This window comes from Pseudomonas sp. SJZ078, assembly GCF_007828255.1.
Taxonomy (GTDB): Bacteria; Pseudomonadota; Gammaproteobacteria; order Pseudomonadales; family Pseudomonadaceae; genus Aquipseudomonas.
Genome location: NZ_VIUG01000042.1, coordinates 25,663 through 38,615, shown reverse-complemented (window position 1 = coordinate 38,615; position 12,953 = coordinate 25,663). Strand labels below are relative to the sequence as shown.

The window sequence follows — 12,953 nt, the reverse complement described above, 5'->3', positions numbered from 1 at the left end:
TGCCCAGTTTGATGTAGAGCTTGACCGCTCGGATACGGTCTTCGTATGAATACATGAACTACCTCCAGGTAGTCCAAGATTTCCGCCGCATCCCCGGTGGGTCAGTTTTCAATCAGCGCCGACAGCTAGAGTCTCAGAAAGACTGGGGCCAACGTGATCTCCTCAAAAGCTCAATTCCTCAGATAACTCGTGAATTAAGAGCCATCAGCAGTCGCGAGAAAAGATATGATCTAATAATGGATGTACTTACGAGTTCCGCCGACAGCGCTTGCAGTCCTCTAGAGAAGGGGTTTCTAATTAGCTTGATAGAACCAGGTTCATTTGAATTCGTAGATCTTGCACGGAGTATCGATCCCACGGGATTGGTTATGACGGCATACAGCGCATTTGTGGTGATGCTAGGTAGAGAGTCTGCGCTTCGAAATTTCAATGGATTTGGATGGGCTGTGTTGAGACAAGGGCTTCAATCAAATGTTGATGTAACCTCGGACATTTCAATTGATGAGCTCAGGATTCTCCTTAATCGGCGACGGAATGCGCCTCTTCCGTTTCGTACGCGCTCGCCATGGCTGATTGACGTTGAACTTGCACCTATGGTGGTGGGCTGCTTTGCCAACGTTGCTAAACGGAAAGCTTCCTCGCAAAGGGCTCAGGAAGCATCTGAGGCTGCTGAGCGTAAAGAGGCGTTACGCGGGAGTCTTATGACAGCAATGCGTGCTCTAGAGGATGCTTACGGCATTATTGATGGCCAGCGGCTGCGCCCTGACGGAATGTTAGGTAAGCCGCGCGGACGGAAGAAGTAGGGAGGTTGTGTATTCTTTAGGTCGTAGGAATTGACGCCGAGGCATGGCTGTAGATTCCAGCCAGCCTTTGGCATACATCAAATAATTGAGCAATCCAGTCCCGACAGGGGGGCTGCGATGTGGCCGGTTCGACTCTCGAATGCGATGCTTTAAGAGAAGGCCCCTGAGTAGAGATGACCGACTCGAATCCCATCGGATCGTGATGGCTTTAGCAATGGAACGCGCGTGTGCTTGCGGGAGTAGTAAACTTGCAGCCTGGTCGGTCAGTTTTCTGAGTTGGGCGCCCTACGGTTTGAGGGACTTCCGACCACTGAAGCACTATGGTGATTACGCAGGCCCCGTCGGCCATTATTTTATATATCAAAGCTTTGTATATTAATAAGTTATAGGTTAGCGACAGTTTTTATTTAGTGGACCATGTCGCAAAACCCTCGGAAGTCGGTATTGCGACAGTTTTTATTTCTGTGTGCCCACCGGCTATCTGCCGTATTGTTGGAATCGATGCGACAGTTTTTATTTGGTGGGGTCATTGTGGGCAGATACTGCAAGATAAAGTCTGTCGCAGCGCATTTGAACTTTCGGTGATATCCGCCGCGAGGCGTCTAAATCGACAATTCAGCGCTTTGGATAGCACGGCCGTTGGTGTCCTGGGTGGCCTCGGCCTGGTTTCCGACAGACTTTATTCAGTAGGTCGCACGGCAAAGCGTTGAAAATGGGGGGGGCGACAGACTTTATTTCTGATTCGTCCCCCTGCTACCCCATGAATTTGCTGGGCTCGATCCGACAGACTTTATTTCGTAGGATCAGACCTGAACACCTTCAGATCTTGAAGGTGTTGACCAACTGCTGCAGGCGGATCGACTGTTTTTCCAGTTCATTGCACGCCTGCAAAGTGGATTGCAGATTGCCGACGGTTTTCTGGTTCAGGTCATTGATGTGACTGATGTCGCGATCCAGATTGTCCACTACGCAGGTTTGTTCTTCAGTGGCGGTGGCCATGGATAGGTTGATCTCGTCGATCTCGCCAATGCCCTGCAGCACCTGATTGAGCCTTTCACCGGCAAGCCTGGCGGTACTGACGTTGGTGTCGCTGTGGCGCTGGCTTTCCAGCATGGCGTTGACGGCGCTGCCGGCACCGGCTTGCAACTCCTCGATCATGTTGTGAATTTCCTGCGCCGATTGTTGGGTGCGATGGGCGAGGGTGCGCACTTCGTCCGAGACCACCGCAAAGCCACGTCCGGCGTCTCCGGCACGGGCGGCCTCGATAGCGGCATTCAGGGCCAGCAGGTTGGTCTGGTCGGAAATGCCCTTGATCACGTCCAGGATCCGGCCGATTTTCAGCGTCTTCTCATTCAGGCTTTCGATGTCCTGGCGGGTATTGATCACTTGTGATGAGAGCTGGGTCATGGCGCTGATGCTGCGCTCTACCACCTGCTGGCCTTCCTGGGTCTGGTTCTTGGTATCCGAGGCGCGGTTTGACGCATGGGCGGCGCTTCGGGCGATCTCCTGGGCGGCGGCGCCCAGCTCGTTGATGGCTGTGGCGATGTTGTGGGTCAATGCCGCCTGGGTGTCGGAGCTTTTCAGCGACGAGTGCGATGCCTGGCTGACCTGCGCGGCCAATTGGGTGAGTTGGCTGCTGGACGTCAGCACTTCGCGTATCGAGTGCTGAATGCGTTCGACGAAGCGGTTGAACCCGCCGGCCATTACGCCAAACTCGTCCTGGGACAGGCTCTGCAGGCGTTGGGTCAGATCGCCTTCGCCATCGGCAATCGATTGCATGGCCAGGCCCATTTGGCGTAAAGGCCGCATCAGGGCGTTGATCAACAGACCGAGCAAGACAATGGTGATCAGCACCGCAATCAGCGTGGCGATCAGGGCCGAGGTGCGAAACTCGTGGAGTGCGGCGTAGGCCTTGTCCTTGTCCACCGACAAGCCGATGGACCAGTGCAACGACGGCAGGCCGTTGATTGGCGTAAATGTGACGATCCGGGTACTGCCATTTTCCCGCACTTCATTCAGGTTGTCGTTGATACCCGGAGCGCCTTCGGGGAACGCTTGGGCCAGCGTCTTGGTGACCAAGGCGCTGTCCGGATGCACCAGGATCTTGCCGTCGTCACTGACCAGGAAGGCATAGCCGATGCCGTTGAGATCGACGGAGTTGACGATGCTGGCGAGTTTTTCCAGGCTCAGGCTCGCGCCGAATACCCCGGCTGCCTTGCCGTTGATCTTGATCGGTACCGCCTCGGTCATGATCAGATAATCGATGCCGGCGCCGATGTAGGGTTCGGTCAGCACAGGGCTGAGGGAGGCAGCCGCCTCCTTGTACCACTGGCGCTGACGGACATCGTAGCCATCGGGCATCACCCGCTCGGGATAAATGAAGAAACGGCTGTCTTGGAAGCCGACATAGCTGGCGATAAAGGTCTTGGTGATGCTGTCTTGGGCGAGCATCCTGCTGACGGTAGCCGGGGTGGGGTCGGCGGCAATGGTTTCGGCGGCGCCCTTGATCAGCAGGAGCCGTCCGGCCAGCCAATTGTCGAGGTTGGCGCCAAGCAACTTGCCAGTGGTTTGCAAGCTGCTGTGCAGCGCTTCGCGGGTACTTGTTTGTTGTCGATGGTCATTGAGCAGTGAGAACGATAGGAATACTGCTACCGAGATGACACAGGCACCGAGAAGGATCTTGTGGCCGAATTTCATACTGATGCCCATGAAGCACGCTCGTCAGGTCTTGTTTTTATGAGTCCCCGCCAGGGTTGGGCGAAGATTTGACGAGTGGGCGGGTTTTGTCGAACTAGAAAAGATGATGGGCAGTCGTAGGAATTTTTATCGCATCAAGTGACGCGGATACGCGCTTGCCGAGACCGGATCCCGGACTAAGCATTACTCCAGAAAACACCGGTCAAACAGGTAAACGCTGCCTGGCTTGAGGTTTTCCACCGTGCGTTGCGGGCGGCCGCCGTCGCCGCTTTTCTTGCGGCCGGTTTCCTGCAGGTAGCCCGCTTCGGTCATCTTCAACAGGCGCTGGCGCATGCTGGTCTTGAGCACCGGACGCTCGAGTACCAGGGAAAAAATGCCCACGGCTTCCGGCGCGCTGAACTCGGAGCCCAGGAACATCAGCGGCAGGCTGCTGTAGAGCGCTTTGGAAAACAGCCGTTCCTGCACGGCAGCCACCAGGCTGTTGTGGTCGAAAGGGAGTTTTATCCTGGCGTCCGCGACGTCCTTGAGCGAAAAGAATCCCTGGTGTTCGGCGAGCGGGGGTGTATCGCTGACAATGGCCAGGTAGAACGTCGACGATGACCAGCAGCGTGGATCGCGGAACGCGTCGCCGACGGTGCCGACCTGTTCGATCCAGGCCAGCGGCATGCCGACTTTATTCGAGTTGCGCAGGCGCTCCACGGCGTCGTTCAGCGTGAGATCTTCAACCCCTCCATTCACCACGATCCCGGGCAGCGCCCAATGGCCGGCGAACGGCTCGGCTTCCCTGCGGTTCAGGAGGATTTCAATGGCCTGGGCTTCCCGGTTGAAGCGCAACACACAGAGGTCGATGGTGTGCAGATAATCGCGCACGGGGGCGGTGCTAGTTGGCATGTCGATTTCCGTGGGTAGCGTAAAGATCATAGTTTAACGGGTTCAGGCCGGGAGCCATCCAGTCGCTGGGAAGCGGCTTGCCCAAGGCCAGCCGTTCGCGTACCAGCGTGCTGCGTACATGAATTGTTTCTTCCATACAGAGGATGGAAAAGCGCTCCAGTAATTCCTCGCCGCGGTAGAAGGTCGGTAACAGATCCGCGACGTCCTGACCCACTGCTAACGCTATCCGCTTGCCGTCCAGGGCCAGGCTGTCGGCGAGGTGGGCAAGCAGGGTGTAGCTGTAGATGGGGCCTTCAACGTCACGCGCCACGACCTGCTCAACCCGGCTTGCGTGAACTTGCGCGTCGCACAGCGGCTGAACGCGCTCGACGATCGCCTCTAGCCATTTCAGGCGAACTTCATAATCAACCATCCGCTTGCCGTAGGGATGCCGGAAGCTTGGGGCGACCAACACGCGCCTGGCCTGGAATGACGCCTGGATCATCACCTGGGCGTGACCGGCATGAGGGGGATTGAAGGCGCCGCCATACAAGGCCAGTTCGAACATGGCTTATTCTCTTTGGGTACACGACATGTACCATATCATTCAAATCGTGTTTGGCTAAATTTCTTATGTATTTTTGCTTAGCATTTGGCATTAATAGAGCCTAAAGCGGAATTCTTTTTCACAGTTACTTGTCATTAAAGTACACGTTATGTACTCTCACAACCGTGAACAGGAGAAACCAGCATGAACAGCCTGAACCGTAAGACGGCTTCCTTCGATGTCGATGCGCAAAAGAGCTTTACACCGCTTTGCCCTGATGAGCTGCCAGTACCTGGTGGCGAGCAGATTGGCGGTGAACTGAATTTCATCGCCTCCCTGGCCAGCCTGCGCGTCGGCAGCAAGGATGCCCACTCGCCTCAAGCGCCATGGGTGGTCGCCGAGCACTCACAGATGCTCGCACCGACCGGGCTCGAGCACGCCGACATCACTTGGGTCAGCCACTGTGTTCCCGGCACCGAAGGTTTCACCTTGCTGGACGAATTGCCGACGCCCTACGACTACGACTATTTCGTCTGGAAGGGTGTCGAGCCGGATTTACACCCGTACGGCGCCTGTTACCACGACTTGCACGGCAAGCTGTCCACCGGGGTGATCGAGTACCTGAAAGGTCGGGCTGTGGAGCAGGTCCTTGTCGGCGGGCTGGCGCTGGATTTCTGCGTCAAGACCACCGCTCTGCAATTGGCTGCCGCCGGCTTCAACGTGATCGTTCACCTGCCGGCCTGTCGGGCTATCAGCGAGGAGGGCGCCACGCAAGCCATTCAGGACCTGCAACAAGCAGGGATCCGGGTGGCCAGGATCCGCGAAGAAACCATCCGCCTGGCAGGCGAGTAAGGAGCAAACATGGACAGTGCATTCGATTCAAGCAGCGGCGTCATCCAGAGCCTTCTGGATACTGACTACTACACCTTCACCATGATGCAGGCTGTCCTGCACCAGCACCCGAACGTTGAGGTGGAGTATCAGTTCATCGTGCGTTCCAAAGAGCGGCTCGGCCACCTGATCCCGGACATTCGTGTGGAACTCGAGAACCTTGCCGGATTGCAGTTGCGCGAGGGCGAGCAACGGTTTCTGTTCAACAAGCGTTTCCGCGAGTACCTGACACCGGACTTCGAACAGTTCCTCGGTCTGTTTCGCTTCAATCTGCGCTATATCCACGTGTCGGAGGTCGACGGCCAACTGCACATCCGCGTTCGCGGTCCGATGCTGCACTGCATCATGTTCGAGCAGCCGGTACTGGCGATGGTCAGCGAACTGCGCAACCGCGAGAAGTATCCCGAAGTCGAGCTGGCCGATGTTACCCGCAAGCTGTACCAGAAGTTCGAGTGGCTGGAGAAAAACGCCAGTCGTGAAGAACTCGCCGAGTTTCGCGTTTCCGACTTTTCCACCCGCCGCCGGCTGTCCTTCCGGGCGCAACGTGAAGTGGTGAATATCATGCGCAGTGATTTTCCCGGCGTGTTTGTCGGCACCAGTAACTCGCACCTGGCTTACGAATTCGATCTCCCACTGATCGGCACGATGGCTCACCAGTGGCTGATGGTCCACCAGCAACTCGGGCGCTTGCGCGAGAGTCAGAACGCGGCCCTGGAGAACTGGGTGCGCGAGTACCGTGGCCGGCTCGGTATTGCGCTGACGGACTGCATCAGCACCGATTTTTTCCTCAAGGACTTCGATCTGTACTTCGCCAAGCTCTACGACGGGCTGCGCCAGGATTCAGGTGACCCTATTGTCTGGGCTGACAAGGTGCTGGGGCGTTACCACGAATTGGGTGTCGACCCACGGACCAAGGACCTGATGTTCTCCGACGGCCTCAACTTCGAAAAATGCTTACCGATCCTGCGTCATGTCCGTGGCAAGGCCAAGTTCGGTTTTGGCATGGGCACCAGTCTGGCCTGCGATGTCGAGGGTGTCGAACCGCTGAGCATTGTCATGAAACTGGTGCGTGTCCACGGCGAGCCGGTGGTGAAGTTTTCCGATGACCCGATCAAGAACGTCTGTGAAGATGCTTCGTTCCTTCGCTATGCCGCCCAAGTGTTCAACGTCGCCCTGATCAATCCACAGCTGGGAGCCTGATATGACTTCACTTCAGCAAGAGCGCATAGCGCGGGAACTGGGCATCGATCGCCAACTCCAACAGGGCGGTGAGCGCATCGAGATTGCCCGTCGTGTTGGGTTTATCAAGCAGGTTCTACGTGAGTCGGGTTGCATGTCCCTGGTGCTCGGTATCAGCGGCGGCGTCGACTCGCTCACAGCCGGACGCCTGTGCCAGTTGGCGGTGGAACAACTGCGAGGTGAAGATTACGAGGCGCGTTTCATTGCCGTGCGACTGCCTTACAAGGCCCAGGCAGATGAGCAGGACGCCCAGGCATCCTTGGACTTCATCCGGCCAGACTTGATCACCACGAGCAACATTGCCGCGTGTGTGGATGGACTGATGGCGACTATCACGATCGACGGCTTGCAGCCTTCGGCCGAGCTTACCGATTTTGCCAAAGGCAACGTCAAGGCACGAGCACGGATGCTGGCCCAATATGCCATCGCCAATATGAGCAATGGCCTGGTGGTCGGTACCGACCATGGCGCGGAAGCGGTGATGGGTTTTTTCACCAAGTTCGGTGACGGCGCATGCGACTTGGCGCCGCTGTCCGGGCTGACGAAAACCCAGGTGCGGTTATTGGCTGACGCCATGGGCGCACCTGCGTACCTGGTGTGCAAGGCGCCGACCGCCGATCTGGAAGACCTGGCACCTGGGCGGTTGGATGAAGTGGCGTATGGTTGCAGTTACAAGGAGATCGATGCGTATCTCATGGGCGAAGAAGTGTCGCCTCAAGCGCGACAGATTATCGAGCGCGCCTACAGCAAGACGGCTCACAAACGAGCATTGCCTCGCGTTCCGGCAGTATGTTGAACGACATCAGGCAAGCGTGGGCAGACTTCCAGATGGAACCCTGGTCTCGAATGGAGTGGGATGAATGACCCAGATAACCGGTATCAACGAACGCGTACGCATCAAGAACGTCGAAGTGCTCTCGGACAATTGGTACGTGCTACGCAAGACCACCTATGACTATCTCGGCCGCAATGGCCAGTGGCAGGAGTTGACCCGAGAGACCTATGACCGCGGCAACGGCGCTACGATCCTGCTGTACAGCAAGGCCAAGCAGACCGTGGTGCTGACCCGGCAATTCCGCTTCCCGGCCTTCGTCAACGGGCACGATGACCTGCTGATCGAAACCTGCGCCGGCCTGCTGGACAACGACGATCCACACACCTGCATCCGCAAGGAAACCCAGGAAGAAACCGGCTACGTCATCCAGGACGTGCGCAAAGTTTTCGAAGCGTTCATGAGCCCGGGCTCGGTGACGGAACGGCTGCATTTTTTCGTCGGCGAGTATTTCGACGAAGACAAACGACATGCAGGCGGCGGGTTGGAAGATGAAGGCGAGGAAATCGAAGTGTTGGAGCTGCCGCTCGACCAGGCCCTGGGCATGATCGAGAGCGGGGAAATCTGCGACGGCAAGACCATCATGCTGTTGCAGTACGCCAAGTTGCATCGGTTGCTGGATTAGTTTCAGCTCCCGGCCCGGTCAGGCGTTCCTGTTACAGCGAGGCCTTTGGCGAAAGGGCAATGGCATTTGGCGTAAAACTACCGTTTGTTGTCGTCTGCTGCACTGTAGCGAACCGCTCTATGGTCCTACAATCGGACCATGGATGGAGCAACGAATGAGTAATCGAAAAGCAGATCCGCTCTTGGTCGATGTGGCGCAGCAACTTTCCAGGCACTTCCAGGATTTCCTGAATAATGAAATCCGGATGAAGCAGGTTCGTAACGCGTTTCATCGGGATGGCTATTTCCACTTCAAGGATTTTTCATTTCTACCTGGCGAGATGTGGGAAGAGCTTCATACCGAAGTGCATGGGCTGCTCAATGAATATTCAGTGGGGCACGAAGCGACGGTGCTGTTTATCCACGATCCCCAGCGCAAGATCCATGTGATCGCGCAAGCGCAGATCGCCGAGGGCGGAGCCGTGGTTCCTGCGCTTTATCATTCCGAGTCGCTACGCCGCTTCCTCGGCAATATTGCAGGGGAAGAGCTGGTGTCCTGCCAGGATCACGGTCAGTACCTGATCAGCAGGCTGAATCATCCCGACGATACTTATGGCTGGCATTGGGGCGATTATCCCTACACCCTGGTCTGGATCATCGAGGCGCCTGAAGACCCGGAGGGCGGCGACGTCCTGCAATGCGTGCCCTACAGCAACGGCAACAAGGATGACTTGCACGTATGGGAATATAGCCTGGACAATCCTGGCAAGGCCTGTCCGCACCTCAAGGGTGATGTGTATTTCCTCAAGTCCGGTACCACGCTCCACCATCTGGTGCCGATTCAACGAAACGCCACGCGCATTATCCTCAGTACCAGTTGGCAAGGGGCTCCGGCTGGCGAAGCGATGCCCTGTGGATAAGTGGTGAAGCGCAGCGATCAACTCCGGGTATTCCGCGCCGTGAGTGGTCAGGCCAGACCCGAACAAACGCGCAGCCGTCTGCAACGACTGCGCGTTTTTTGTTCAACTGGACTGGGCCTGGCTGGCGTCCTGTATATCGTCCAGGTATTCGGGTTGGTCCGTCTGGTCCATCTGGTCCGACAGCTCGGTCACGACGCTGAAGTCGCTGATCTCGATGGCGCCTGTCCCATGGCCCAGCAAATGGAAGGAGAACGCCTTGCGCGTTTGCGGGTTATCGAAATGGATATTCATTACCAGTGGTTGTTCGGGCGTCACCGCCACATCAGTCGGCAGTTCCATGGGCACATCCCGCTCGAACTCCTTGGCCTTGAGGGAAATGTAGGCCGTATGGTCCGCCTCGATGGCTCGGATGCTCAGGCTGACGCGGGTCCGTGAGCCCTTGGGCATTTCCAGGTATTGGGCACCGATCAGGTTGTCGGTCCAGTCGTTGGACACCTGGGCTGGGAGTGGAATCTTCTCGGTGCTGCCGAACTGATAATGCTGGTTCAGCGATGTACGCAGCAGGGTCTGGTCCAGGGCCGTTGCCCGTGCGCTGACGAGCCTGGCCCGCTGGCCGCTGTAGTGTCCGCCATAGGTCACCCGGTCAGTGATGAAACCTTCGCTGGCGTAATAGCGACAACGCTGCAGGAAATCGCATTCAGTGAACGTGCCCTTGCCGTCGTGGTAGCGCAGCATGCCATTGGTGAATGACATGATTTCCCGGCCCGTCGTGTAGTCTCTGAACATCGAGCGGCCGGACAGCGACGCAGGCACCGGGAAACCGAAATAGTCGAGGATCGAGGCGCTCAGGTCCACGTGACCATAGGTCCCCCGCTTTATGCGCGGCAAGGGTTCCGGCGCCAGCGTCAGGTTGAACCCCCAGGATGACGCCAGGCGTACATCATCGATGCCATGGGACTCGTCCGAGGTGATCACCACCAAGGTGTCTTTCAGGATGCCCTGGCGTTCCAGGCCGATGAGGAAGTTATCCAGCGCATCGTCGAGATAAGCCACGGCGGCCTGTTTGGCTGTGTCATGGCGCTGCAGGTAGTCATCCGGGGCGGAGTAGGGCTGGTGGGTGCCTACAGTCAACAGCGTGAGCATCCAGGGCTTGTCCATTTGTTGCAGTTGCCCGACGTAGTCCAGCGCGCCTTCGAAGAAGGTCTTGTCGTCCTTGCCCCAGGGAAATTCCAGGTAAGCGGGTTGGGTGAACCACTCCATGCCCAGGGTCTTGTCGAAACCGATATGGGGCATGATCCGGTCCTTGGCCATGAACCGCAGGCCCGCACCCTGGAGGAAATGCGTGGCAAAGCCATGTTCACGCAATTGGGCCGGCAGGCAGGCCAGGTTGCGCTGGGTCTGGTTGAGCATTTCGACGCCCTTGGGCGTGCCGTCGTCGAGCTTGTCGTAGTCGCCGCACAACATCGAGTACAGGCCGCGGATGGTCTGGTGGCTGTGCAGGACGTAGTCGGGTGTGTTCATGCCGCGCTCGGCCCAGGCGCTGAGGCGCGGCATGGGGTTTTCCGGGTAGCCGGCTTTCAGGGCCTGACGGTTGGCACTGATATAGGCGCCAGGGATGCCTTCCAGGGTGATGACCAGCACGTTGCGCGCCTGGCCTGGTGCGGCCAGTAGCTTCTCTCCATCAAGGTCCAGCCGTGTAAGGCCTTCCATTGGCGGCACCTGGACGCCCGCATCGCCTTCAAGCCAGTGCTGGATTCGGTCCTGCCCGGCTGCGACCGCCGCCGTGGCGAGTTGATGGGGTAGATTGAACACATTCCACTGGTCCGCCTCGGTGGGACGCCAGGATTGTACGGTGCTGTGAACCAGCAGGAGCAGCGCCGGCAACGCCCAGGCGTGGCGCGGCAAGGGCGATGCATGGCGTGAGCGGCCTGGCCACTGGACCATCAGCCAGAGGGCCAGTGCTGTCAGTTGCAGTGCGGCCAACCAGGGATGGGAGAAGCCGCCGCTGCTGGAGTTTTCGACGAATTGCGGATCGGTCAGGTAGTGCAGGTCCGAGGGGTTGGGCATGCGTCCGACGGCGCTGATCAGCTCGATGTTGGTCAACGTCAGTGCGATCCAGGCCAGCAACACCGGCAAGGTCAGCCAGAGGGGGCGGCGGTAAAGCAGCACGAGCAGCAACCCGCCAATGCCCAGGTCGGACAGGTAGCCCAACGGATCGGACCAACCCAGTGCGAGACGCAGTGCAAGGGGAACGATCAGGACCAGGCCGGCCAAGGTGATCAAAGGCGCGAGGGGACGGGTCAGTCCATGGAATAAAAGGTTCACGAAAATGGCCTTGTACTGAGTCTGCAACGGCACAAATTCCTGTGGGAGCGAGTCTGTGCTGTTTATTAGTCATAAAACGGTAATGATGGGCGATGGTAACAAGCCTGATCAATTGCAACCGGGGCGCCACGCTACGGTTCGTTTGCTCAGGGCCTACAATGGCCGTGCTGCATGGCATTGCGGTGTTTGAAAAACTTGTATCAGGATTTCTCATCGGGGGATGGATGGACAGGTTTCAGGAGATGCAGGTGTTTATCGCTGTTGCCCAGGAATCGGGTTTTTCGGCGGCGTCGCGGCGCCTGGGCCTGTCGGCGGCCAGCGTGACCCGTGCGGTGGCGGCGTTGGAGCAACGCATCGGCACACCGCTGCTGGTTCGCACCACTCGCAACGTGTACCTGAGCGAAGCCGGCCAGCGCTTTCTGGAGGACTGTCGGCGGATCCTGGGCGATCTGCAGGAAGCCGAGGATTCGGCGGCCGGCAGCCATGCCCAGCCCAGGGGGCAACTGACGATTACCGCGCCGGTGCTGTTCGGTCAGTTGTTCGTCACGCCGTTGCTGGTGCAGTACCTTCAACAGTATCCCGAGGTCAGCGTCAATGCCTTGCTGTTGGACCGGAATGTCAGCATGGTTGAGGAAGGCGTAGACATTGCCGTGCGCATTGGCGAGCTGCCTGACAGCAGCCAGCATGCCGTCCGTGTCGGCGAAGTGCGGCAGGTCGTCTGCGGCTCTCCCGCGTTCTTCGCTCAGCATGGTCGGCCCCGGCATCCGCAAGAGCTGGAGCGTTCGCTGGTGGTGGCCTCTTCGGCCATCGGCCAGATCAGAAACTGGACCTTTGTCGACGCCGGATTATCATTGGCGGTTCGACCGGTGCCCCGGCTGGTGGTCACAGCCAACCAGGCTGCCATTACCGCCGCCAGCCAAGGGTTGGGCATGACGCGAGTCCTGTCTTATCAAGTGGCGGGCGCGATCGCCAATGGGGAGCTGGAAATCGTCCTGGCCGATTTCGAACTGCCGCCCCTGCCCATTCATGTGCTGTACCAGGGTGGGCGTAACGCCCCGGCGCGGGTCCGCAGTTTTGTCGATTTCACGGTCAACGCCCTGCGCAAACACCCGGCCTTGAGGGGCTGATGCATTGTTTCGCTGAGAGAAATAATGGATTGTGTTTACGGGTGATTCTCTAGTTTTCAAACGAGAGGGAAGATGACGCCATCGATGCCGTTCTGCTGA

Annotated in this window: 11 protein-coding genes and 1 pseudogene; 7 read left to right on the top strand and 5 right to left on the bottom strand. The window is 58.0% G+C overall.

The annotated features are described in order from the left end of the window. The first annotated feature begins 368 nt into the window (after positions 1–368). A complete protein-coding gene (locus FBY02_RS25490) occupies positions 369–803 on the top strand; it encodes a hypothetical protein (protein ID WP_144931019.1) in 435 nt (144 codons plus the stop codon). Positions 804–1,622: 819 nt separating this feature from the next. Here the strand turns inward: FBY02_RS25490 and FBY02_RS28885 are convergent. From FBY02_RS28885 to FBY02_RS25475, 4 genes and pseudogenes are all read right to left on the bottom strand, one after another. Further along, the gene (locus tag FBY02_RS28885) at positions 1,623–2,507 is read right to left on the bottom strand and encodes a methyl-accepting chemotaxis protein (RefSeq protein WP_371921437.1); all 885 of its coding nucleotides are present in this window, start codon (positions 2,505–2,507) and stop codon (positions 1,623–1,625) included. Next, positions 2,481–3,500: pseudogene (locus tag FBY02_RS28880) on the bottom strand (cache domain-containing protein); the annotation flags it as partial. The pseudogene FBY02_RS28880 and the gene FBY02_RS28885, both read right to left, overlap by 27 nt. A 183-nt stretch (positions 3,501–3,683) precedes the next feature. Further along, entirely contained in the window at positions 3,684–4,391 is a 708-nt protein-coding gene (locus FBY02_RS25480) for an NUDIX hydrolase (protein WP_144931015.1), read from the bottom strand. After that, on the bottom strand, positions 4,381–4,938 hold the full coding sequence (locus FBY02_RS25475; protein ID WP_144931013.1) for an adenylyltransferase/cytidyltransferase family protein: 558 nt from the start codon (positions 4,936–4,938) through the stop codon (positions 4,381–4,383). The genes FBY02_RS25480 and FBY02_RS25475 overlap by 11 nt, the downstream gene beginning before the upstream one ends. Positions 4,939–5,121: 183 nt before the next feature. On the opposite strand from FBY02_RS25475, the gene FBY02_RS25470 reads away from it, so the two are divergent. The 5 genes from FBY02_RS25470 (at position 5,122) to FBY02_RS25450 (ending at position 9,402) form a co-directional block, all read left to right on the top strand. Next, positions 5,122–5,769, top strand: a complete 648-nt coding sequence (locus FBY02_RS25470) for a nicotinamidase (protein WP_144931011.1) — start codon at positions 5,122–5,124, stop codon at positions 5,767–5,769. Between the two features lie 9 nt (positions 5,770–5,778). Beyond that, the gene (gene pncB, locus FBY02_RS25465) at positions 5,779–7,008 is read left to right on the top strand and encodes a nicotinate phosphoribosyltransferase (protein WP_144931009.1); all 1,230 of its coding nucleotides are present in this window, start codon (positions 5,779–5,781) and stop codon (positions 7,006–7,008) included. A gap of 1 nt (position 7,009) precedes the next feature. Continuing rightward, positions 7,010–7,843: an ammonia-dependent NAD(+) synthetase gene (gene nadE, locus FBY02_RS25460; RefSeq protein ID WP_144931007.1), complete on the top strand. Its 834-nt coding sequence runs from the start codon at positions 7,010–7,012 to the stop codon at positions 7,841–7,843. A 64-nt stretch (positions 7,844–7,907) separates the two neighbouring features. Beyond that, the gene (gene nudK / locus FBY02_RS25455) at positions 7,908–8,504 is read left to right on the top strand and encodes a GDP-mannose pyrophosphatase NudK (protein WP_144931005.1); all 597 of its coding nucleotides are present in this window, start codon (positions 7,908–7,910) and stop codon (positions 8,502–8,504) included. A 154-nt stretch (positions 8,505–8,658) separates the two neighbouring features. Further along, a complete protein-coding gene (locus FBY02_RS25450) occupies positions 8,659–9,402 on the top strand; it encodes a hypothetical protein (RefSeq protein ID WP_144931003.1) in 744 nt (247 codons plus the stop codon). A 102-nt stretch (positions 9,403–9,504) separates the two neighbouring features. Here the strand turns inward: FBY02_RS25450 and FBY02_RS25445 are convergent, their stop codons facing one another. Next, positions 9,505–11,727, bottom strand: coding sequence for an LTA synthase family protein (locus FBY02_RS25445; RefSeq protein ID WP_178112019.1), 2,223 nt, complete (start codon positions 11,725–11,727; stop codon positions 9,505–9,507). A 224-nt stretch (positions 11,728–11,951) separates the two neighbouring features. On the opposite strand from FBY02_RS25445, the gene FBY02_RS25440 reads away from it, so the two are divergent. Beyond that, positions 11,952–12,854, top strand: coding sequence for a LysR family transcriptional regulator (locus tag FBY02_RS25440; RefSeq protein WP_144931001.1), 903 nt, complete (start codon positions 11,952–11,954; stop codon positions 12,852–12,854). Positions 12,855–12,953 lie beyond the last annotated feature (99 nt).

Excerpts from the sequence above, each read along its gene's own strand:
- FBY02_RS25490 (WP_144931019.1), top strand. The coding sequence starts at position 369 with ATGACGGCATACAGCGCATTTGTGGTGATGCTAGGTAGAGAGTCTGCG.
- FBY02_RS28885 (WP_371921437.1), bottom strand. The coding sequence starts at position 2,507 with ATGGCCGGCGGGTTCAACCGCTTCGTCGAACGCATTCAGCACTCGATA.
- FBY02_RS25480 (WP_144931015.1), bottom strand. The coding sequence starts at position 4,391 with ATGCCAACTAGCACCGCCCCCGTGCGCGATTATCTGCACACCATCGAC.
- FBY02_RS25475 (WP_144931013.1), bottom strand. The coding sequence starts at position 4,938 with ATGTTCGAACTGGCCTTGTATGGCGGCGCCTTCAATCCCCCTCATGCC.
- FBY02_RS25470 (WP_144931011.1), top strand. The coding sequence starts at position 5,122 with ATGAACAGCCTGAACCGTAAGACGGCTTCCTTCGATGTCGATGCGCAA.
- pncB (WP_144931009.1), top strand. The coding sequence starts at position 5,779 with ATGGACAGTGCATTCGATTCAAGCAGCGGCGTCATCCAGAGCCTTCTG.
- nadE (WP_144931007.1), top strand. The coding sequence starts at position 7,010 with ATGACTTCACTTCAGCAAGAGCGCATAGCGCGGGAACTGGGCATCGAT.
- nudK (WP_144931005.1), top strand. The coding sequence starts at position 7,908 with ATGACCCAGATAACCGGTATCAACGAACGCGTACGCATCAAGAACGTC.
- FBY02_RS25450 (WP_144931003.1), top strand. The coding sequence starts at position 8,659 with ATGAGTAATCGAAAAGCAGATCCGCTCTTGGTCGATGTGGCGCAGCAA.
- FBY02_RS25440 (WP_144931001.1), top strand. The coding sequence starts at position 11,952 with ATGGACAGGTTTCAGGAGATGCAGGTGTTTATCGCTGTTGCCCAGGAA.